Raw genomic sequence first — 21,174 nt, forward strand, 5'->3', positions numbered from 1 at the left:
CCCGAGCGCGGCCGCGCCGCGGACCGTACCCCCGGCGCCCGAGAACCCGAGGAGGTGCGCGATGAGCCTGTTCCGCGACGACGGCATCGTGCTGCGCACCCAGAAGCTGGGAGAAGCGGACCGGATCATCACGCTGCTCACCCGGGGCCATGGCCGGGTGCGGGCGGTGGCCCGTGGCGTACGCCGGACGAAATCGAAGTTCGGGGCGCGGCTGGAGCCCTTCTCCCATGTGGATGTGCAGTTCTTCGCCCGGGGCGGCGAGCTGGTCGGGCGCGGTCTGCCGCTGTGCACCCAGAGCGAGACGATCGCGGCGTACGGCGGCGGGATCGTCACCGACTACGCCCGTTACACCGCCGGCACCGCGATGCTGGAGACCGCCGAGCGGTTCACCGACCACGAGGGCGAGCCGGCCGTCCAGCAGTATCTGCTGCTGGTCGGCGGGCTGCGGACGCTGGCCCGCGGCGAGCACGCACCGCATCTGGTACTGGACGCCTTCCTGCTGCGCTCGCTCGCCGTGAACGGCTACGCACCCAGTTTCGACAGCTGTGCCAAGTGCGGGCTGCCCGGTCCCCACCGGTTCTTCTCGGTGTCGTCGGGCGGTGTCGTCTGCGGGGACTGCCGGGTGCCGGGAAGCGTCGTACCCTCCTGTGAGGCCATCGGACTCCTGGGCGCGCTGCTCACCGGCGACTGGGAGACGGCGGACGCCTGCGAGGCGCGGCATGTCCGGGAGGGCAGCGGGCTCGTCGCGGCGTATCTGCAGTGGCATCTGGAGCGGGGCCTGCGCTCCCTCCGCTACGTGGAGCAGTAGCCGGTCCGCCACAACCGGTGCACCCGAGACATACGACGCATACGACACATAGGAGACGTGGGCCGCATGGCACGACGCGGGATTCTGGGCCGTAACCGGCGGGAGTACGAGACGCCCGAGCCGCACTCTTCCGGTGCGCGGCCGCCGAAGATCCCCGGAGAGCTCGTCCCGAACCATGTGGCGGTCGTCATGGACGGCAACGGCCGGTGGGCCAAGCAGCGCGGGCTGCCGCGTACCGAGGGCCACAAGGTCGGCGAGGGCGTCGTCCTGGACGTGCTCAAGGGCTGCATCGAGATGGGTGTGAAGAACCTCTCGCTCTACGCCTTCTCGACCGAGAACTGGAAGCGGTCGCCCGACGAGGTGCGCTTCCTGATGAACTTCAACCGCGATGTGATCCGGCGGCGCCGGGACGAGATGGACGCGCTGGGCATCCGGATCCGCTGGGTCGGGCGGATGCCGAAGCTGTGGAAGTCCGTGGTGCAGGAGCTCCAGGTGGCGCAGGAGCAGACCAAGAACAATGACGCGATGACGCTGTACTTCTGCGTCAACTACGGAGGCCGGGCGGAGATCGCGGACGCCGCGGCGGCGATCGCGGCGGATGTGCGGGCCGGCAAGCTGGATCCGGCCAAGGTCACCGAGAAGACCGTCGCGAAGTACCTGTACTACCCGGACATGCCGGATGTGGATCTCTTCGTCCGGCCGTCGGGCGAGCAGCGGACGTCGAACTATCTGATCTGGCAGAGCGCGTACGCCGAGATGGTCTTCCAGGACATCCTCTGGCCGGACTTCGACCGCCGGAACCTGTGGGACGCCTGCCTGGAGTACGCCAAGCGCGACCGCCGGTTCGGGGCCGCTCCGGAGACGGACGGGCAGCCGGCCACCTGAGCCGGACGGTCATGCACGACGGGCCGCCTCCCTCGGGGAGACGGCCCGTTCGTGCTGATCGTGTGGTGTTACTGCCCCTCCGGGGCCCGCTGCGCGCACTCTCCGCAGGTACCGAAGATCTCGATGGTGTGCGCGACATCACGGAAGCCGTGCTCGGCGGCGATCTGGTCGGCCCACTTCTCGACCGCGGGTCCCTCGACCTCGACGGCCTTGCCGCAAGTCCGGCACACCAGGTGGTGGTGATGGTCGTCGGTGCTGCACCGGCGGTAGACGGCCTCGCCGTCGCTGGTGCGCAGCACATCGACCTCGCCCGCGTCCGCCAGGGACTGCAGCGTCCGGTAGACGGTGGTCAGCCCGACCGAGTCGCCCCGGTGCTTGAGCATGTCGTGGAGTTCCTGCGCGCTGCGGAACTCGTCCACCTCGTCGAGTGCGGCCGAAACCGCGGTCCGCTGCCGCGTCGACCGGCCGCGTACCGGAGAACCCGCGCTCGTCGCCACCGTTGCCTCCCTAGGACGTCAGGTCTTCCCCCCGCACTTGGGGCCCTTCCCGCGCCCTGGAGCGTGGGGGACTCCGCGGCCATTGTGCCAGGCGGTGATCGGAACCCTGGCTGGACGCTCTCACACCTGCGGCGCTGTGTGTGCCGCGCCGCCGCGCAGGACCGTCACGCTCGTGGTCACACGCTGACGTCGTCCGCCGGGGTCCGGTCGCCCGGTATCTCCAGAGTGCACCCCTTGGCCGTTTGCGCGGCAGCCTTGGCGCGTTTTTTGGCCAGTGGCGCGGCCAGGGCCGTGAAGATCACGAACAGTCCGATGGCGAGGAGCACGATCGTCGCGCCGGACGGTACGTCCACGTAGTACGAGGCGGCGGTACCCGTGAGGGTGACCGTGACGCCGATCCCGATGGCCAGGCCGAAGGTCAGCGCGAAGCTGCGGCTGAGCTGCTGGGCGGCCGCGACGGGGATCACCATCAGCGCGCTGACCAGCAGCAGGCCGACGACCCGCATGGCGACGGTGACGGTGACCGCGGCGGTGACCGCGATCAGCAGGTTCAGCAGTCGCACCGGGAGCCCGGTCACCCGGGCGAACTCCTCGTCCTGGCAGACCGCGAACAGCTGGCGGCGCAGACCGACCGTGATCAGCAGCACCAGGGCGGCCAGCACACAGATCGTCGTCATGTCCTGAGGCGAGACGGTGGTGATCGACCCGAAGAGATAGGTGCCGAGGTTGGCGTTGGAGCCGGCGTCGGAGAGGCTCATCAGCATCACACCGCCCGCCATACCGCCGTAGAACAGCATGGCCAGCGCGAGATCGCCACGGGTCCTGCCGTACCAGCGGATCAGCTCCATGACGACGGAGCCGAGGACGGCGACGGCGGTGGCGACCCAGACCGGGCTGGTGTTGAGCAGAAAGCCCAGACCGACGCCGGTGAGGGCGACATGGCCGATACCGTCGCCCATCAGGGCCTGACGGCGCTGGACGAGGTAGATGCCGATGGCCGGCGCGGTGACACCGACGATCAGGGCGGCGAGCAGGGCCCGCTGCATGAAGGCGTAGTTCAGGATTTCCATCGGATGTGCGGCCCCCTAGCTCAGCAGTCCCGTACGGACCGGCTCCGCGGCCGCGTCGGCGTGCGGATGGACATGGTCGTGGCCGGGCAGGGCGTGCTGGCCGACGGCCTCGGGCGGCGGGCCGTCGTGCACCACACAGCCGTCCCGCAGTACCACCGCACGGTCTATCAGCGGCTCCAGCGGACCCAGCTCATGCAGCACCAGCAGCACCGTGGTGCCCACGCCGACCTGCTCGCGCAGCGCCGTGGCCAGCACCTCCTGGCTGGCCAGGTCGACGCCCGCCATCGGCTCGTCCATGATCAGCAGTTCCGGTTCGCCGGCCAGCGCGCGGGCGATCAGCACCCGCTGGTGCTGGCCGCCGGAGAGCGCGTTGACGGAGTCCTTGGCGCGGTCCGCCATGCCCACCAGCTCCAGTGCGCGGTGCACGGCGGCCCGGTCGGCCCTGCGCAGGACACCCAGCTTGGTACGGGCCAGCCGCCCGGCGGTGACGACCTCGCGGACGGTGGCGGGGACGCCGCTGGAGGCGGTGGTGCGCTGCGGGACATAGCCGACCCGGGCCCAGTCCGTGAAGCGCCGGAACTCCGTGCCGAAGAGCGACAGCTCGCCGCCGGAGAGCGGGACCTGGCCGATCACCGACCGTATGGCCGTGGACTTGCCGGAGCCGTTGGCGCCGAGCAGGGCGACGACCTCGCCGGCCCGCACCGTGAGGTCGACACCGCGCAGCACCGGGCGCGCGCCCAGCGACGCGGTGGCCCCGCGCAGGTCTACGACCGGTTCGGACAGCGTCTTGTTCACGGGGCCTCCGTCACATGCGGGGTGGCTGGGGTGCTCACTTGCTGCCGAGCGCCTTCTGCAGCGCGGCGAGGTTGGCCCGCATCACGCCGAAGTAGTCCTTGCCGCGCGACTTGGCCGTGATCCCCTCGATCGGGTCGAGGACATCGGTCTTCAGGCGCAGATCGCCGGCCAGGGCCTTCGCGGTGGCGGGGTTGGCGATCGTCTCGAAGAAGACCGTGGAGACGTGGTGCTTCTCGGCGAGGCTGTGCAGTTCCTTGACGCGGTTGGCGCTGGTCTCCGACTCGGGGTCGAGGCCGCTGATGGCCTCCTGGGTGAGGCCGTAGCGCTCGGCGAGGTAGCCGAAGGCCGCGTGGGTGGAGATGAAGACGTCCGAGTCCCGGTTCCTCAGGCCGTTCTTGAAGTCCGCGTCCAGCGCTTCCAGCTTCTTCACCAGGGTGTCGGTGTTCTTCTGGTAGTCGGCCTTGTGGTCCGGGTCGGCCTTGGCGAGGGTCTTGTTCACACCCTTGGCGACCTCGGCGTACTTCACCGGGTCGAGCCAGATGTGCGGGTCCTTGCCGCCCTCTTCCTCGTGGCCGTGCTCGTCCTCGTGCGCGCCCTCGCCCTCGTGGCCGTGGCTGTCGACCTCGGTGCCGTGCTCCTCCAGTGTGGTCAGCGAGCCCGCCTCGGCGACGTTTTCGACGCCGGACTGCTCGACGGCCTCGTCGACGGCGGGCTGCAGGCCCTTGAGGTAGACGATCGCGTCGGACTCGCCCAGCTGGGCGGTCTGCTTCGGGGTGAGCTCCAGGTCGTGCGGCTCCATCCCCGGCTTGGTGAGGTCGGACACCTCGACGTGCCTCCCGCCGATCTGTGCGGCGAGGAACTCCATGGGATAGAAGTTCGCCGTCACCTTCACCTTGTCGTCGCTGCCCGCGGCGTCGGACGTGGAGCAGGCCGAGAGGGCCAGGAGGCCGAGCACCGAGGCTCCGGCGACGGCAACGGATATGCGGCGGCGTATGTTCATGACTGTCATTTTCAACAAAGTTGGAAACGATTGTCAACAAAGGTGATGGTGACGCCGGACGGGCGCGGACGGATCATGATCTGGAGCGATAACGGCCCGGAACCGATTTGATCCGGGGGGTACGGCCGCCGGTACCCTGAACTATTCGCGCAACCGTCTCCCGACCGCCACCCCTCATCGAGACGCTACGCGCCGCCCCTGTCCATCGTTCGTCGTCGTAATGAAGAGAGCACCGTGGCCGCCGACAAGATCGATACCATCGTCAGCCTGAGCAAGCGCCGTGGCTTCGTTTACCCCTCCAGCGAGATCTACGGCGGCTCCCGCGCTGCCTGGGACTACGGTCCCCTCGGCGTTGAACTCAAGGAGAACATCAAGCGTCAGTGGTGGCGCACCATGGTCACCTCGCGCGAGGACGTCGTCGGTATCGACTCGTCGGTGATCCTGGCCTCCGAGGTGTGGCAGGCGTCCGGTCACGTCGCCACCTTCACCGACCCGCTCACCGAGTGCACCTCCTGTCACAAGCGCTTCCGCGCGGACCACTTGGAGGAGGCGTACGAGGCCAAGCACAACCGGTTCCCCGCGAACGGCCTCGCCGACATCAACTGCCCGCACTGCGGCAACAAGGGCGGCTTCACCGAGCCCAAGCAGTTCTCCGGCCTGCTCTCCACCCACCTCGGCCCGTCCCAGGACACCGCCTCGGTGGCGTATCTGCGCCCCGAGACCGCGCAGGGCATCTTCACCAACTTCGCGCAGGTGCAGCAGACTTCGCGCAAGAAGCCGCCGTTCGGTATCGCGCAGATGGGCAAGTCCTTCCGGAACGAGATCACGCCGGGCAACTTCATCTTCCGCACCCGTGAGTTCGAGCAGATGGAGATGGAGTTCTTCGTCAAGCCGGGCGAGGACGAGCAGTGGCAGGAGTACTGGATGCAGCAGCGCTGGAACTGGTACGTCGACCTGGGCCTCCGCGAGGAGAACATCCGGTGGTTCGAGCACCCGGAGGAGAAGCTCTCGCACTACTCCAAGCGCACCGCTGACATCGAGTACCGCTTCCAGTTCGGCGGCTCGGAGTGGGGCGAGCTGGAGGGCATCGCCAACCGCACCGACTACGACCTCTCCTCGCACTCCAAGGCGTCGGGCCAGGATCTCTCCTACTTCGACCAGGAGGCCGGCGAGCGCTACACCCCGTTCGTCATCGAGCCCGCGGCCGGTGTCGGCCGGGCGATGCTCGCCTTCATGCTCGACGCGTACACCGAGGACGAGGCGCCCAACGCCAAGGGCAAGATGGAGAAGCGCACGGTCATGCGCCTCGACCCGCGCCTGGCGCCGGTCAAGGTCGCGGTGCTGCCGCTGTCCCGCAACCCGCAGCTGTCGCCGAAGGCGAAGGGTCTCGCCGCGGACCTGCGCAAGAACTGGAACATCGAGTTCGACGACGCGGGCGCCATCGGCCGCCGCTACCGCCGCCAGGACGAGATCGGCACCCCGTTCTGCGTCACGGTCGACTTCGACACCCTGGACGACAACGCCGTCACGGTGCGCGAACGCGACACGATGAAGCAGGAGCGGATCAGCCTGGACCAGATCCAGTCGTACCTGGGGGCACGGCTGCTGGGCTGCTAGGTCCTTGCGGGGCGGGGGCGTATGGCCCGCGGGGTGGCTCCCGCTTCGCTGGCCTCAGGCGCCGGTCGGGCCCGGATCATCCGGGCTTGGCCGGCGCTTTTGCGTGCGGGGATCAGGAGCGGGGGCGGCATGGCCCTGGACCGTGGGTCCTCGCCCAACTCGTCGCGAGGGGAAGCCGCCCGACTCCTGGGAGCTGGCTGCGCGTTTGGGCCGACCCCATTGGCCGACCCATTTGGCCGGCCCGGCTAGCCGGTCAGCCCTCGCAGGAGCAGCTCCCGGACCGCCTCGAAGTCGTCGCTGATCGTGGGGCTGGACCACTCCGGGGCGTAACAGGGGTCGTGGAAGCGGCCGGTGGCGTTGAAGACGGCGCGGGCGGCGGTCGGGGGGGAGGGGGTGTGGAAGGCTCCCTCGGTGACACCGGCCTCGATGATCGCGGTGAGCTGGGCTTCGAGATCGGTGACATGGCGGTCCACCACCCCGCCGCTCTCGCCGATCAGGGTCATATACGTGGCGAAGAGCTCGGGGTCGTCGCCCGCCTTGTGCCGCTTCGCCTCGAAGAGGGCGGTGAGCCAGCGGTCGAGCCGGTCCGGGGCCGGGCCCTCCGCCGCGACAATGGCCGAGAGCTGCTCGCTCGTACGGTTCAGCCACCGCTCCGTGACCGCCTCCCGCAGCGCCGCCTTGGTGCGGAAATGGCGGTAGACGCTGCCGTGGCTGACACCCAGGGCACGCGCCACATCGACGACCGTGGCCTTGGCGGGGCCATAGCGGCGCAGCACCTCCTCGGTGGCTTCGAGGATGCGCTCGGGGGTCAGTGTCTCGGGGGGCATGGGGCGGGCCGGCCTTTCGGGGTGAGCGGGACAGGAGGCGGCGTGCGGGCACACCCGGTGGGTGTGTGCGCCGGGTACCTACGGACGGTACCCGGCGCCCCCGGCACACGCCCTGGCGGTCAGCGCTCGCTGTCCAGGTGGGCCATCTGGTCGGCGGGGTAACGCTCGCCCGCGGCGGCGCCGGCCGGCACCGCACGCTCTATCGCAGCCAGGTCCTCGGCGTCCAGCGTGAACTCCGTGGCACCCAGCGCCTCGGCCAGCCGGTCCCGGCGACGGGCGCCGACCAGCGGGACGATGTCCTCGCCACGGGAGAGCACCCAGGCGATGGCGGTCTGGGCGACCGTCACGCCCTTCTGCTCGGCGATCTTGCGCAGCGCGTCCACCAGATCGAGGTTGCGGTCGAGATTCTCGCCCTGGAAGCGCGGGCTCATGCCACGGAAGTCGTTCGCCGCCAGCTTGCGGTCACGGGTGAAGTGGCCGCTGATCAGGCCGCGGGACAGCACGCCGTACGCGGTGATGCCGATGCCCAGCTCGCGGGCGGTGGGCAGGATCTCGTCCTCGATGCCGCGGGAGATCAGCGAGTACTCGATCTGGAGGTCGGAGATCGGGGCGACGGCGGCGGCCCGGCGGAGGGTCTGTGCGCCCACCTCGGACAGACCGATGTGGCGGACGTGTCCGGCCTCGACCAGCTCGGCGATGGCGCCGACGGTCTCCTCGACCGGGACGGCCGGGTCGACACGGGCGATCCGGTAGATGTCGATGTGGTCCGTGCCGAGGCGCTGCAGGGAGTAGGCGGCGAAGTTCCTGACCGCCTGGGGGCGGCCGTCGTAGCCGGTGAAGGCGCCTTCGATGGTGCGCAGGGCGCCGAACTTGACGCTGGTCAGCGCCTTCTCGCGGGCGGCCGCGGGGGCCGTGCGCAGGGCTTCGTTGATGAGCAGTTCGTTGTGGCCCATGCCGTAGAAGTCGCCGGTGTCGAGCAGGGTGATGCCGGCGTCGAGGGCGGCGTGGAGGGTGGCGATGGACTCGGTGCGGTCGGCGTCGCCGTAGAGGGCGGACATGCCCATGCAGCCGAGGCCGAGGGCGGAGGTCTGCGGGCCGGTGGTGCCGAGGGTGCGGGTCTGCACTGTGCGCTCCTGAAGGGGTGGGGACGGCGTGCGAGCCGGGGTGTGAGTGGGTCGCGCTGAGGCGGCTCGTGCCTCGACTATGGCATGTCGACTGACAGATATCAATAGCTGTCAGTCGAATTTTGTTGAGCGGGAGGGTCGAGGGCCGTCAGCGCACCGCACGCGGCAACCGCAGCGCCAGCGCCGTCGTGACCAGCACGATCGCCAGCTGTGCCAGCAGCGCGGCGACGAGCGCGTCGCGGATGCCGAGCGACGGGAGGAGCGAGAGAAAGAGCGTGCCGAGCGTGGCGACGCCGAGCGCGAGGCCCGACTGCTGGGTGGTGACCATGACGCCGCCGCCCACCCCGGCCTGCGCCACCGGCAGCTCGCTCAGCACGATGCGCATCAGCACCGGCAGGACCATCCCCTGACCGATGCCCAGCACGGCCATGCTCGGCGCGAGGCCGGCCACCGACACATCGGGCCAGCCGGCACGCATGGTCAGCGCCAGCGCGATCAGCCCGGTGGCCTGGATCAGCGAGCCGGTGAGCACCACCCGCCGCCCGAAGCGCCGCACCAGCCGCGGACCGGCCAGCGAGGCCAGGAAGAACGTGACGCACAGCGGCGCCAGCGACAGGCCGGCGGCGAACGCCCCGTAACGCAGGCCGGTTTGGAGGGCGACGGCCACCACGAACATAAAGCCGCCGAAGCCCACCGAGAACGGGACCATCATGGAAAGGCCACTGTTCATGGAGGGGATGCGGAACAGGGACGGCGGAATCAGCGGCGTACGGCCCGCGCGTTCGGCGCGGCGCTCGACGACGACGAACGCGGCGGCGGCGAACGGGAAGACGGCGAGGAGCAGCCAGGACCACAGGGGCCAGCCGGCCGTCCGGCCCTCGGTCAGCGGCAGCAGCAGGGCGATCAGCGTGGCGGCGAGCAGCGCCGTACCGGGGCCGTCCACCCGGGTCGGCCGCGGGGAGCGGGTCTCGGGCACCGTACGGACGGCAAGCAGCCAGGCCGCGGCCGCGATCGGGACGTTCACCAGGAAGACCGCGCGCCATCCGGAGCCCGCCAGGTCGGCGGAGACCAGCAGCCCGCCGAGCACCTGGCCGACGGCGCTGGAGACGCCCGCCGTGCCGCCGTACAGGCTGACCGCCTTGGCACGCCGTGCGCCGGTGGTCGTGGCCTGGATGGTGGCCAGCACCTGCGGCAGCAGCAGGGCGGCCGTGGCGCCCTGGGCGACCCGGGCGGCCACCAACGTCCAGGCGTCCGGGGCCAGTCCGCAGGCGAGCGAGGTCAGGCCGAAGGCGGCCAGGCCCCAGAGGAACAGCCGGCGGCGCCCGGCCATGTCGCCGAGCCGTCCGCCGAGGACGAGCAGCGTGGCGTAGGCGACGCCATAGCCCGCCACCACCATCTCCAGGACCGCGGGGCCCGCGTGCAGATCACGGTCGATGGTCGGCAGCGCGACATTGACGATAAAGAAGTCGATCATGGGGAGGGCAGCGCCGAGCAGGACGGTCAGCAGCCCCAGCGGGGTCAGGACGCGCGGGGCCGCGACCGGCCCGGGTGAGGTGACGAGGGTCTCTGGGGCGGCGGCCCGTGCGCGGGCAGCGGCGGCGATGTCGGTATCGGTATCGGAGTGGCTCACGGGACACGACGATCGTCCGCCGCCCAAAGGGGTACCAGAGTCTTCTCATCCTGGTATCGGCGCTACCTGGCAACCGGATGGCGCCTCCGGCACCCTGGGAGCATGACCGTGGAGCTGACCATGCCGCAGGCCACCGCGACCCGCGAACGAACCGGCGAACCGTCCGTCAACCGGACCGTCAACCGGACCGGCGAACGGACCGTCAACAAAACCGTTTTCGGGGCCGGAGAAGGCAACCGGACCGGCGAAGGGACCGCCGCCCCACGTGCCGGCGACGCCGTCCGCCGCGCCGAACTCGCCGCGTTCCTGCGCAGCCGGCGGGAGCGGATCACTCCCGAACAGGTCGGCCTGCCGCGCGGCAGCCGCCGTCGTACCCCGGGGCTGCGCCGTGAGGAGGTCGCGCATCTCGCCGCGGTCGGCGTGACTTGGTACACCTGGATCGAGCAGGCCCGCGACATCCAGGTCTCACCGCAGGTCCTGGACGCGGTCGCCCGCGCGCTGCTGCTGGACCGCGCCGAGCGCCGTCATCTGTTCGCGCTGGCCGGGGCGGTCGATCCGCTGCCGGGCACCGAATGCACCGGCGTCCCCCGTGAGCTGCTGCAGATCCTGCACCAGCTCGCGCCGTTCCCCGCCGTCGTACAGAACAGCCGGTTCGACATCCTCGCCTACAACAGCACCTACGGGCAGCTGCATTGCGGCCTCGACGCGCTGCCCGAAGAGGACCGCAACTGCATGTGGCTGGCGTTCACCCACCCCGAGTACCGGGCGAGCATGGGCGATCCGGACAGCACGGTGCGTTTGATGGCCGCCAAGTTCCGGGCGTCGATGGCCGAGCATGTCGCGGAGCCGGCCTGGAAGGCGCTGGTCGCGCGGCTGTCGGAGGCGTCGCCCGAGTTCCGCGGGATCTGGGCGCGGCATGAGGTCGTGCGCCCGGTCATCGGCACCAAGGTCGTCCGGAACGCGAAGGTGGGCACCCTGGAGCTCTCCGCCACGAGTTTGTGGACGGGCCCCAACCCGGGCCCCAAGCTGCTGTCTTACACGCCCGTGGACGAGACGTCCCGGGAGCGCCTGGAGCGGCTGCAGGAACTGGCCAACGCCCAGGGGTGATCCGGAACCGGGCCGCCCGGTCACTTGGACACCCGGCTCCCGGCTCCCGGCCCTCTGCGAACTCGCCTCGGCCGCCCTACGAACCAGCCTCGGCCGCCCGCTGCCCCCGCAGCAGCTCCTCCTCGAACAGCTCCGGCGTACGGCGGGCCGTGGCGCGCGCCCAGCGGCCGGTGGTCAGGGCGCCCAGCAGCAGGATCGCCGCACCGCAGCCGCTGATGATCCACCACGCCGTCCGGCCGGCCGCGATGAAGTCGCCGTCACCCCTCGCCGCATGCGTCCCGCTCGCGATCACCGCACCGATCACCGCGACGCCGAGCGACTGCCCGACCTGCCTGCTGGTGGAGGCGACGGCGGCCGCCACACCGGCCTGCGCGCGCGGCATCCCCGACACCGCCGTATTCGTGATGGGGGCGTTGACCAGCCCGAAGCCGATGCCGAACAGCACATAGCCGGTGAACAGCGGCGCCGTCGTCGACTGGGCGTCGAACCCCGCGAAGAGCACCCCGCTCAAGCCCATTCCCGTACCCGCCAGCAGCAGCGGCAGCCGGGGCCCGCGGCCGCCGACCAGCCGTCCGGACAGCGGCGCGAAGATCAGCGTCATACCGGCCATGGGGAGCATGAAAAGACCGGCGCCAAGCGCGGACAGGCCACGGACGTTCTGCAGGTAGAGCGTATTGACGAAGAGGAAGCCGCCGAGCGCCGCGAAGGCGCAGACCGCGATGACCGTCGCCCCGCTGAACGGCGCGCTGTGGAAGAAGCGCAGGTCGATCAGTGGCTCTGCGCGGCGCCGCTCATATGCGATCAAGGCGCCGAGTGCGATGAGTGCCAGCAGCGCGAATGCCAGGATCCGCGCCGACGTCCAGTCCTCCTCCGGGGCCTCGATGATCGCGTACGTCAGCGAGCCGAGCAGCGCGATCACCAGCAGCTGGCCCACCGGGTCCACCCGGCGCGGCCTGGGGGCGCGCGATTCGGGGACGTAGCGCAGGGTGAGGAGGAGCGCGAGGGCGGCGATCGGGACGTTGATCCAGAAGATCGAGCGCCAGCCGACGCTCTGCACCAGCAGCCCGCCGATGACCGGCCCGGACGCCATGCTGATGCCGACGGTCCCGCCCCACACCCCGATGGCACGGGCCCGCTCCCGGGGTTCGGTGAAGGTGTTGGTGATGATCGACATCGCGACCGGGTTGAGCATCGAGCCACCGGCCGCCTGCACCATGCGGAAGATCACCAGCCAACCCAGTCCGGGTGCGAGGCTGCACAGCAGCGAGCCGGTCGCGAAGACGACCAGGCCGGTCCCGAAGATCCGGCGTCGGCCGAGCCGGTCGGCGGTCGAACCGGACAGCATCAGCAGCGACGCCAGGACGAGGGTGTACGCGTCGATGGTCCATTGCATGCCGGATACCGAGGCGTGCAGTTCGCGCTGGAGGGACGGCAGCGCGACGTTCAGGACGGTGGCGTCGAGACTGACGATCAGCAGGCTCAGACAGCAGATCGCCAGCACGAGGAGGCGCCTCGGCCGGCTGAGCTCAGGCATGGTTGAACGCTACGACGATCCGCCGGCCGACGGCCCCGGCGAGGCCGCCCGCGCGGTGCGGGACAATGGGAGGCCGCGGCGGCCGGAACGCCCGTCGGCCGCTGCCGTGACCACCTCCCGCCGAGGACGCCGAAGGACTCCGCTTTCCATGACTCTGCTGCAGATCGGACCGCACGCGGTGCAGCCGCCGGTGGTGCTCGCACCGATGGCCGGGATCACCAACGCCCCCTTCCGGACGCTGTGCCGGGAGTTCAGCGGCGGCAAGGGCCTGTTCGTCAGCGAGATGATCACGACGCGGGCGCTGGTCGAGCGCAATGAGAAGACCATGCAGCTGATCCACTTCGACGCAACCGAGAGGCCGCGCTCGATCCAGCTGTACGGCGTCGACCCGGACACCGTCGGCAAGGCCGTCCGCATGATCGCCGAGGAGGATCTCGCCGATCACATCGATCTGAACTTCGGCTGCCCGGTCCCCAAGGTGACCCGCAAGGGCGGCGGCTCCGCGCTCCCGTACAAGCGGAATCTGCTGCGCTCGATCCTGCACGACGCGGTGGCGAACGCGGGCGGGCTGCCGGTGACCATGAAGATGCGCAAGGGCATCGACGACGGCCACCTCACCTACCTCGACGCGGGGCGGATCGCGGCCGAGGAGGGCGTCACGGCGATGGCGCTGCACGGGCGGACGGCGGCCCAGCACTACGGGGGCACCGCGGACTGGGACGCCATCGCGCGCCTCAAGGAGCACGTCCCGGAGATTCCGGTGCTCGGCAACGGCGACATCTGGTCGGCGGACGACGCGGTACGGATGATGCGGGAGACCGGCTGCGACGGGGTGGTCGTGGGGCGCGGCTGCCTGGGGCGGCCGTGGCTGTTCGGCGATCTGGTGGCGGCGTTCGAGGGCACCGGAACGTATGCGGAGCCGACCCTCAAGGAGGTCGCGGCCGTGATGCTGCGGCACGCCACGCTGCTCGGCGAGTGGCTCGGCGACGAGATGCGCGGCGTCATCGACTTCCGCAAGCATGTCGCCTGGTACACCAAGGGCTTCTCGATCGGCTCCGAGATGCGCCGGAGCCTCGCGGTCACCTCGTCCCTCGACGAGCTGGACGCGCTGCTGTCGGAGCTGGACCTGGACCAGCCGTGGCCGGTGGGCGCCGACGGCCCGCGCGGCCGTACGTCGGGCCGCAACCGGGTGGTCCTCCCCGACGGCTGGCTGGACGACCCGTACGACTGCACGGGCGTGGATGCGGACGCGGAGCTGGACACGTCGGGCGGATGACGCCGCCGGGCGCCCGGCCCGCGCTACCGTTCCAGCCCTTACGGGGTACGGAGCGAGGAGACACCGTGGTGAGCGGGTACCGGACCATCGGGGACACGGAGAAGGCGGTACGGGCCAGGATCGGCGACACGCCCGTCCGGCACGAACGGATGGCGGCGGTCGCCGGTATCCACCGCGCCGCGGCCGCCGTACGGCAGCACTTCGAGAACTCGGTGCTGCGCGCGGCCGAGCTGACCTGGACCGGCTTCGTGGTGCTGTGGGTGGTGTGGATCCGGGGCGAGACGGAGACCCGCCGGGTCGCCGAGGAAGCCGGGATCTCCAAGGGGACGCTCACCGGCGTCGCCCGTACGCTCCAGGGCCGCGGCCTGCTGGAACGCCACGGCCACCCCACCGACGGCCGGCTCGCGCTGCTCTCGCTGACGCCCGAGGGAGAGCGGCTGATGGCCACTACCTTCCCGCTGTTCCACGCCGAAGAGGTCTTCGTCACCGAGGAGTTGAGCGACGACGAGGCGCTGACGCTGGCGGATCTGCTGCGCCGGATCGTGGTCCGGGTCGAGACGCACGGGGCGGACCGCCGGCGGGAACTGCTGGACGGCGAGGACCCGCGGCCACGGCGCAGCGGACGGCGGGCCAGGGGCGTAGCCGGGGCGGCGGGGAGCGGGGGAGTACTGGGTGCGGCGGGGAGCGGGGCGGGCTCGCCGCCGGTGTAGCCCCGGCCGGTTTCGGTATACGACCCCGCACGTTCAGGCGCCGTTCCCGCCGCCGCACGAACTATGGCTTGATCCCGACGTTCAGGGTCCCGTGCTGGGTGGCTCGTTTGCATGCCTGGATCGACCCGGAATGCGGGGTGCGGCACCCGGCGAACGGGTGGGCGAGGGAGGCGATCCCTGGTCCGGGCGCTGCTTGACGGGGTCTCGGAAGGGGTCCGGATGATGGGATCGAGGATCGCCTGAGCGCGTGATTCTCGCCACCCTTGATAGGTGCTGCGCTCAGATGAGCGCTCATTGGAGTGTTCCACCTCTCCAATGGTGGCACCGGGTGCCACGCCGCATCTGTTCGAGTGATCGAGACATGCATTGCGCTGAGTAGTTCATAGCGCTCCTTCGACTCCGTTGCGGAGTGTTGCGTTCAGCTAGTGAAGGCACTTGCCGGGCGGGGATCACTTTCGATCTGCTGGCTGACGGCGGGTTACGCACGCATGTCGACCAAGTGGACGTACCCATGAGCCTTCGATCTGGGTATGTTCCTGGCCGTCAGGGCAGCCGTCCGCGAGGAGTCCAGTCCCGTGTCGGAAACACAAGATCCCCACGTAACCCAGCCTGTGTCCACGAAGTTCGTCTACGACTTCACCGAGGGCAACAAGGACCTCAAGGATCTGCTCGGCGGCAAAGGTGCCAACCTCGCCGAGATGACCAACCTGGGACTTCCCGTCCCTCCAGGCTTCACGATCACCACTGAAGCCTGCAAGGTCTATCTGGAGAGCGGCAGCGAGCCCGCGGCACTGCGTGCCGAGGTCTCCGAGCACCTCACCGCCCTGGAGCGGAAGATGGGCAAGAAGCTCGGCCAGGCCGACGACCCGCTGCTCGTATCGGTGCGTTCCGGTGCGAAGTTCTCGATGCCCGGCATGATGGACACCGTCCTCAACATCGGCCTGTCGGATGCGTCGGTTTCCGGCCTCGCGGCGCAGGCCGGCGACGAGCGGTTCGCCTGGGACTCCTACCGCCGCCTCATCCAGATGTTCGGCAAGACCGTGCTGGACGTCGACGGCGATCTCTTCGAGGAAGCGCTGGAGGACGCCAAGCAGGCCAAGGGCGTCACCGTCGACATCGACCTGGACGCCGTCGATCTGCGCGCGCTGGTCGGCCGGTTCAAGGACATCGTGGCCAAGGAGACCGGCCGGGAGTTCCCTCAGGACCCGCGCGAGCAGATGGACCTCGCCGTCCGCGCGGTCTTCGACTCCTGGAACACCGACCGCGCCAAGCTCTACCGCCGCCAGGAGCGCATCCCCGGCGACCTCGGCACCGCGGTCAACGTCTGCTCCATGGTCTTCGGCAACCTCGGCCCCGACTCGGGCACCGGCGTCGCCTTCACCCGCGACCCGGCCAGCGGCCACCAGGGTGTCTACGGCGACTACCTGCAGAACGCCCAGGGCGAGGACGTCGTCGCCGGTATCCGCAACACGATCCCGCTCGCGGACCTGGAGGCGATCGACAAGGCGTCGTACGGCGAGCTGATGCAGATCATGGAGACGCTCGAAACGCACTACAAGGACCTGTGCGACATCGAGTTCACCATCGAGCGCGGCAAGCTGTGGATGCTGCAGACCCGGGTCGGCAAGCGCACCGCCGGTGCCGCCTTCCGGATCGCCACCCAGCTCGTCGACCAGGGCCTGATCGACGAGGCCGAGGCCCTCCAGCGGGTCAACGGCGCACAGCTCGCGCAGCTGATGTTCCCCCGCTTCGACGAGAGCGCCGACGGCAAGGGGGGGACCGCCACGATCGGCCGGGGCATCGCCGCCTCGCCGGGCGCGGCCGTCGGCAGGGCCGTCTTCGACTCGTACACCGCCGTCAAGTGGTCGCGCTCCGGCGAGAAGGTCATCCTCATCCGCAGGGAGACCAACCCCGACGACCTCAACGGCATGATCGCCGCCGAGGGCATCCTCACCTCCCGCGGCGGCAAGACCTCGCACGCCGCCGTCGTCGCCCGCGGCATGGGCAAGACCTGTGTCTGCGGCGCCGAGGAGCTGGAGGTCGACACCAAGTCCCGCCGCATGACGACCCAGGACGGGACCGTCATCGAGGAGGGCGACACCGTCTCCATCGACGGCTCCACCGGCAAGGTCTACGCCGGCGAGGTACCGGTCGTGCCGTCCCCGGTCGTGGAGTACTTCGAGGGCCGGATGCACGCCGGCGCCGAGGACGCGGACGAGCTGGTCAAGGCCGTCCATCGGATCATGGCGTACGCGGACCGGGTGCGCCGGCTGCGCGTACGGGCCAACGCCGACAACGCCGAGGACGCCGCCCGCGCCCGCCGGTTCGGCGCCCAGGGCATCGGCCTGTGCCGCACCGAGCACATGTTCCTCGGCGAGCGGCGCGAGATGGTCGAGCGCCTCATCCTCGCCCACACCGACGCCGACCGGGATGCCGCGCTCGCCGAGCTGCTGCCGCTCCAGCAGGCCGACTTCACCGAGCTGTTCGAGGCGATGGACGGGCTGCCGGTGACCGTACGGCTGCTGGACCCGCCGCTGCACGAGTTCCTGCCCGACATCACCGACCTGTCGGTACGCGTCGCGCTGGCCGAGGCCCGCCACGAGAAGCACGAGAACGACCTGCGCCTCCTGCAGGCCGTGCACAAGCTGCACGAGCAGAACCCGATGCTGGGTCTGCGCGGTGTCCGTCTCGGCCTGGTCATTCCCGGTCTGTTCGCCATGCAGGTACGGGCGATCGCCGAGGCGGCCGCCGAGCGCAAGAACGCCAAGGGTGACCCGCGCGCCGAGATCATGATCCCCCTGGTCGGCACCGTCCAGGAGCTGGAGATCGTCCGGGAGGAGGCGGAGCAGGTCATCGCCGAGGTGGAGCAGGCGCGCGGGGTCAGTCTCAAGCTCACCCTCGGCACCATGATCGAGCTGCCCCGCGCCGCGCTGACGGCCGGTCAGATCGCCGAGTCCGCCGACTTCTTCTCCTTCGGTACGAACGACCTCACGCAAACCGTCTGGGGCTTCTCCCGCGACGACGTCGAGGCCAGCTTCTTCACCGCCTACCTGGAGAAGGGCATCTTCGGCGTCAGCCCGTTCGAGACCATCGACAAGGACGGCGTGGGCTCGCTGGTTCGCAGCGCCGCCGCGGCCGGCCGGGTCACCCGCCCGGACCTCAAGCTCGGGGTCTGCGGTGAGCACGGCGGCGACCCGGAGTCCGTCCACTTCTTCCACGAGGTGGGCCTGGACTACGTCTCCTGCTCCCCGTTCCGCATCCCGGTCGCACGACTGGAGGCGGGCCGCGCGGCCGCGGAGGCGAAGGGCAGCGACAGCCGCTGACCCGTAGGGGCCGCCACGTGCGCCGTGGCACCCCGGCAAGACCACCGGAGCCGGCACTGTATGGCACCCGACCCTCAGCCTCGCTGTCGGCTCCGGTACCTCAACGAGGGCGGGACCTGTGCGGAGGTCCCGCCCTCGCTTTTTCTCCGGACTCCCCCCTCGGGAGCTGCCGCCATCCCAGTCGGCGGGGGAAGGCGGCCTTCAACGGATCTGCTGAGCGGTCGGTTATTTGCCCATCACCCCCCACGGGATCGAGCAAGCCGTTCCGTTCGCACCGCCGTTGAATTGAGTACAGCATTCCTGCCACCCGCCCGGTGGCGCGACCCGTTTCAACTCTGGCCAAAAGGGCATGGTGACCGCGCGTGTTGGCGTGCATACTCAGGCGTGCCGGGGGCCGAGTAGGAAAACCTAGTGTGGGGGTTCGGTGTTACGCGTCCATTTCAGTGGACTCGATCTGGCACGCGTGCGGATTGCCGCACGCCCTGACGCGCTGTGGGAGACCGTCTTAAGTTTTCACCGACTACGCGACCGACGTGACGATTCGGCGTTCGGGAAATGGCGCGCGGAAACCCGCGGAAGGTTGAATGGCGAAGCTCGTCTGCTGGCTCCGCTCGTTCCCACCCGCGGCTATTTTCCCGATTTCCTGACGCCCGCCGAAGGGCTCCTCGGCATGGACGAGGCGCTGTCCGCGCTGCGCGAGACACCCGCCGCCCGCCTGCACGACGAGCTCTCCCGCCTCTCCACCGCCCGCCCGCTGCCGTCCTGGATACGGGCCATGGCCGAGGGGGAGACGCGTCCGCTGGGCCGGCTCGCAGGAACGCTTCAGCGCTACTACGAGGCGGCCGTCGCCCCGTACTGGCCACGCGTACAGGGCCGTATCGAGGCCGACCGGGCCACCCGGGGCAGGGCGCTCCTCGACGGCGGCGCGGACCGGCTGCTGGCCTCGCTTCCGCCGATGCTGCGCTGGCGCGCGCCCGTCCTGGAGGCGGACTACCCCGTGGACCGCGACCTGCATCTCAACGGCCGCGGCCTGCTCCTGCTGCCCTCCTACTTCTGCCGCCGCACCCCGGTCACCTACCACAACCCGGAGCTGACGCCTGTCCTCGTCTACCCCGTCGAGCATCAGGCGCCCCGGCTGACACCACCGCCCCCGCCCGAACGCTCCCTGGGGCGGCTGGTCGGCCAGACCCGCTCCGCGATCCTCCAGGGCATCGGCGTCGGCTGCACCACCAGCGAACTCGCCCGCCGCGTCGACGTCTCCCTGGCCTCTGCCAGCCAGCACGCGACGGTCCTGCGAGAGGCCGGCCTCCTGGTCACTCTGCGCCAGGGCAACGCGGTGCTGCACACCCTCACCCCACTGGGCGCGGCCCTGCTACGCGGGGCGAGGCCGCCGGAGGGGGCGGCATTGGAGAGGTTGGGGTGAGGGGGCGTGGGGGAGGCGGTTTTGACGCGGGCGTGGGCGGGGGGCGGTTGGTCGTACGGGCGGTGCGGCCGTACGGCGGCCGCCCGGCGGGTGGCGGATACGGCCGCCGGGGCGCTTAATTCGGCCGGTCGCCGGCGATTGCGACGCGTTCCGCGAGCCGGGCGGTGCGGGGCGTAGTCATTGACCGCGTAATGCTGAGTGGCGCGGTTGTCCCGGAACGCAACATCTCCCGCCCGCCAGCGGAACCGAATCTGAAATTCCGGAACGTGCGCCCGCTGGAACAACAGCCGTAACAGCCGATCGCTCTCGGCTTCCTCACGTACCAGGATCTCGCGTACCAGGATCTCAAGTCCCAGCATCCCAAGTCCCACGATCCGAGTTGTGAACGAAACATTGACGAATAGCATCCGCCGCCCCGTCTCCGGAAGACGGCATACCACTCTCCGGATGACGGCCGTACCACCGCATGGTCAACGGGTGGAACTCGCCCTGAAATAGCGAGAGTTGAGCCGACGGGCAGAAGCGGCAGAAGCCCGGCGGACAGTCGTGCACGGCGGTTGCCCTGTCGATCGCCCCGTCGGTCCACTCCTTGCTGTCCGGCGCGAGATTGACATACGCCGCCGCCGTATCGGCCCACATCGTGTCGCCGCCCGTCGGCGGCACCTCGCGCCGGGCAGGCGCCGGGCCCTACCGCCCGGAACCGGCCTTCCACGAGGGCGCATCGGAACAACCCCCATGAGGCCGGGCCGAGCCGAAGTGTCGGACCGTCGGGATCTTTGGAGTCGCGTACGGCGACGGTATGGGGGATGTTGGTGGCGACCTCGACGCACACGTCTTCGTGATCGCTATGGCTGGACTTCCGGAAGGTCGAACTCCGACATGGCTCAGAGTCCTTGGCTGAGATGTCTGATGAACGCTCGCGAATCGCTCTCGCTGCGGGCTTGCTGTGCGATTCCTTCGAACAGCTCATCATGCTCGGCAGCTCCCTCTCCGTCTTCCAGCCACGGAGGACGGCGAGGGACCTGGATGTAGGCCACGTCCATCGCTCCGGGTCCGGCGAACGAGAGGACGCTGAAGCCGCAGCAAACGGACCGCCCGCCTGATCGCCGAATGGAGCAAGCGGCCAACCGGCCGACAACTCCCGCCTGTTGCTGTCCGAACTGGCCACCAACGCCGTCCTCACTGCGGCGTACGCGGTTGCCTCTTCCGCATACGCCTCCCCCTCACCGACTCCGTACTCCGCATCGCCGTCACCGACGCCCGCGGCGAACTCCTCCTGGCCCCGCGCGAGTCCGCACCCGACGCCCCGCACGGCAGGGGCTTACATCTGGTCCGTACGCTAGCCGCCCACGTGGGCATTCATGTGCTCGACATCGGCAAGATGGCCTGGTGCGAACTGGACCTCAAGCAGAGCCGGATCACATAAGTTCGGCCGCGAAACGCGATAGCGCCTCTACGAGGCCGCTTGGTGTTGCCGACTGTGCCGACCTTGCGGACGCTGCTGGCGGTAGAGGGCGATGGCGCTCTCGGTGGGCAAGTTGGGGACGG

At 70.0% G+C, this 21,174-nt stretch carries 17 protein-coding genes and 2 pseudogenes; 8 read left to right on the top strand and 11 right to left on the bottom strand.

Features of this window, described 5'->3' with window-relative positions; all coding sequences use genetic code 11:
* Nucleotides 1–61 precede the first annotated feature (61 nt).
* Together recO and K9S39_RS29565 are read left to right on the top strand one after the other, a co-directional pair.
* Nucleotides 62–808 carry a DNA repair protein RecO gene (gene recO, locus K9S39_RS29560; RefSeq protein ID WP_248866388.1) on the top strand — a complete coding sequence of 249 codons (747 nt, stop codon included), beginning with the start codon at nucleotides 62–64 and terminating at the stop codon, nucleotides 806–808.
* A 66-nt stretch (nucleotides 809–874) separates the two neighbouring features.
* A complete protein-coding gene (locus K9S39_RS29565; protein WP_248866389.1) occupies nucleotides 875–1,693 on the top strand; it encodes an isoprenyl transferase in 819 nt (272 codons plus the stop codon).
* A gap of 68 nt (nucleotides 1,694–1,761) precedes the next feature.
* On the opposite strand, the gene K9S39_RS29570 is transcribed toward K9S39_RS29565, so the two are convergent.
* The 4 genes from K9S39_RS29570 to K9S39_RS29585 form a co-directional block, all read right to left on the bottom strand.
* A complete protein-coding gene (locus tag K9S39_RS29570; protein WP_248866390.1) occupies nucleotides 1,762–2,190 on the bottom strand; it encodes a Fur family transcriptional regulator in 429 nt (142 codons plus the stop codon).
* Nucleotides 2,191–2,366: 176 nt separating this feature from the next.
* Nucleotides 2,367–3,260 carry a metal ABC transporter permease gene (locus tag K9S39_RS29575; protein ID WP_248866391.1) on the bottom strand — a complete coding sequence of 298 codons (894 nt, stop codon included), beginning with the start codon at nucleotides 3,258–3,260 and terminating at the stop codon, nucleotides 2,367–2,369.
* 15 nt (nucleotides 3,261–3,275) lie between these two features.
* A complete protein-coding gene (locus K9S39_RS29580) occupies nucleotides 3,276–4,055 on the bottom strand; it encodes a metal ABC transporter ATP-binding protein (protein ID WP_248866392.1) in 780 nt (259 codons plus the stop codon).
* A gap of 34 nt (nucleotides 4,056–4,089) precedes the next feature.
* Nucleotides 4,090–5,055 (bottom strand): metal ABC transporter substrate-binding protein, encoded by a 966-nt coding sequence (locus tag K9S39_RS29585; RefSeq protein ID WP_248866393.1) that lies wholly within the window; start codon nucleotides 5,053–5,055, stop codon nucleotides 4,090–4,092.
* Between the two features lie 234 nt (nucleotides 5,056–5,289).
* On the opposite strand from K9S39_RS29585, the gene K9S39_RS29590 reads away from it, so the two are divergent.
* Nucleotides 5,290–6,672: a glycine--tRNA ligase gene (locus K9S39_RS29590; protein ID WP_248866394.1), complete on the top strand. Its 1,383-nt coding sequence runs from the start codon at nucleotides 5,290–5,292 to the stop codon at nucleotides 6,670–6,672.
* A 245-nt stretch (nucleotides 6,673–6,917) separates the two neighbouring features.
* Here the strand turns inward: K9S39_RS29590 and K9S39_RS29595 are convergent, their stop codons facing one another.
* The 3 genes from K9S39_RS29595 to K9S39_RS29605 all read right to left on the bottom strand — a co-directional run bounded on the left by K9S39_RS29595 (nucleotide 6,918) and on the right by K9S39_RS29605 (nucleotide 10,226).
* The gene (locus K9S39_RS29595) at nucleotides 6,918–7,499 is read right to left on the bottom strand and encodes a TetR family transcriptional regulator (RefSeq protein ID WP_248866395.1); all 582 of its coding nucleotides are present in this window, start codon (nucleotides 7,497–7,499) and stop codon (nucleotides 6,918–6,920) included.
* Between the two features lie 119 nt (nucleotides 7,500–7,618).
* Nucleotides 7,619–8,623 carry an aldo/keto reductase gene (locus tag K9S39_RS29600; RefSeq protein ID WP_248866396.1) on the bottom strand — a complete coding sequence of 335 codons (1,005 nt, stop codon included), beginning with the start codon at nucleotides 8,621–8,623 and terminating at the stop codon, nucleotides 7,619–7,621.
* A 148-nt stretch (nucleotides 8,624–8,771) separates the two neighbouring features.
* Nucleotides 8,772–10,226: an MFS transporter gene (locus K9S39_RS29605; RefSeq protein ID WP_406708168.1), complete on the bottom strand. Its 1,455-nt coding sequence runs from the start codon at nucleotides 10,224–10,226 to the stop codon at nucleotides 8,772–8,774.
* A 129-nt stretch (nucleotides 10,227–10,355) separates the two neighbouring features.
* Here K9S39_RS29605 and K9S39_RS29610 point away from each other — a divergent pair, with 129 nt between their 5' ends.
* Nucleotides 10,356–11,360, top strand: coding sequence for a helix-turn-helix transcriptional regulator (locus tag K9S39_RS29610; protein WP_248866397.1), 1,005 nt, complete (start codon nucleotides 10,356–10,358; stop codon nucleotides 11,358–11,360).
* A 76-nt stretch (nucleotides 11,361–11,436) separates the two neighbouring features.
* Here K9S39_RS29610 and K9S39_RS29615 read toward each other — a convergent pair whose 3' ends face one another.
* Complete coding sequence (locus tag K9S39_RS29615; RefSeq protein ID WP_248866398.1) at nucleotides 11,437–12,894, bottom strand: MFS transporter; 1,458 nt, start codon at nucleotides 12,892–12,894, stop codon at nucleotides 11,437–11,439.
* Nucleotides 12,895–13,042: 148 nt separating this feature from the next.
* On the opposite strand from K9S39_RS29615, the gene dusB reads away from it, so the two are divergent.
* From dusB to K9S39_RS29635, 4 genes are all read left to right on the top strand, one after another.
* Nucleotides 13,043–14,170 carry a tRNA dihydrouridine synthase DusB gene (gene dusB / locus K9S39_RS29620; RefSeq protein ID WP_248866399.1) on the top strand — a complete coding sequence of 376 codons (1,128 nt, stop codon included), beginning with the start codon at nucleotides 13,043–13,045 and terminating at the stop codon, nucleotides 14,168–14,170.
* Between the two features lie 68 nt (nucleotides 14,171–14,238).
* Entirely contained in the window at nucleotides 14,239–14,880 is a 642-nt protein-coding gene (locus K9S39_RS29625) for a MarR family winged helix-turn-helix transcriptional regulator (RefSeq protein WP_248866400.1), read from the top strand.
* A 575-nt stretch (nucleotides 14,881–15,455) separates the two neighbouring features.
* On the top strand, nucleotides 15,456–18,203 hold the full coding sequence (gene ppdK, locus K9S39_RS29630) for a pyruvate, phosphate dikinase (RefSeq protein ID WP_248866401.1): 2,748 nt from the start codon (nucleotides 15,456–15,458) through the stop codon (nucleotides 18,201–18,203).
* A gap of 580 nt (nucleotides 18,204–18,783) precedes the next feature.
* Entirely contained in the window at nucleotides 18,784–19,626 is an 843-nt protein-coding gene (locus K9S39_RS29635) for an ArsR/SmtB family transcription factor (RefSeq protein WP_248866402.1), read from the top strand.
* Nucleotides 19,627–19,847: 221 nt separating this feature from the next.
* On the opposite strand, the pseudogene K9S39_RS43115 reads toward K9S39_RS29635, so the two are convergent.
* The 3 genes and pseudogenes from K9S39_RS43115 to K9S39_RS43120 form a co-directional block, all read right to left on the bottom strand.
* Nucleotides 19,848–20,033 (bottom strand): annotated as a pseudogene (locus K9S39_RS43115) (TauD/TfdA family dioxygenase); the annotation flags it as partial.
* Nucleotides 20,034–20,362: 329 nt separating this feature from the next.
* Nucleotides 20,363–20,599 (bottom strand): annotated as a pseudogene (locus K9S39_RS29645) (DUF397 domain-containing protein); the annotation flags it as partial.
* Complete coding sequence (locus tag K9S39_RS43120; protein WP_406708038.1) at nucleotides 20,511–20,753, bottom strand: Scr1 family TA system antitoxin-like transcriptional regulator; 243 nt, start codon at nucleotides 20,751–20,753, stop codon at nucleotides 20,511–20,513. The pseudogene K9S39_RS29645 and the gene K9S39_RS43120, both read right to left, overlap by 89 nt.
* Between the last annotated feature and the right edge of the window lie 421 nt (nucleotides 20,754–21,174).

It is taken from the genome of Streptomyces halobius, from assembly GCF_023277745.1.
Taxonomy (GTDB): domain Bacteria; phylum Actinomycetota; class Actinomycetes; order Streptomycetales; family Streptomycetaceae; genus Streptomyces; species Streptomyces halobius.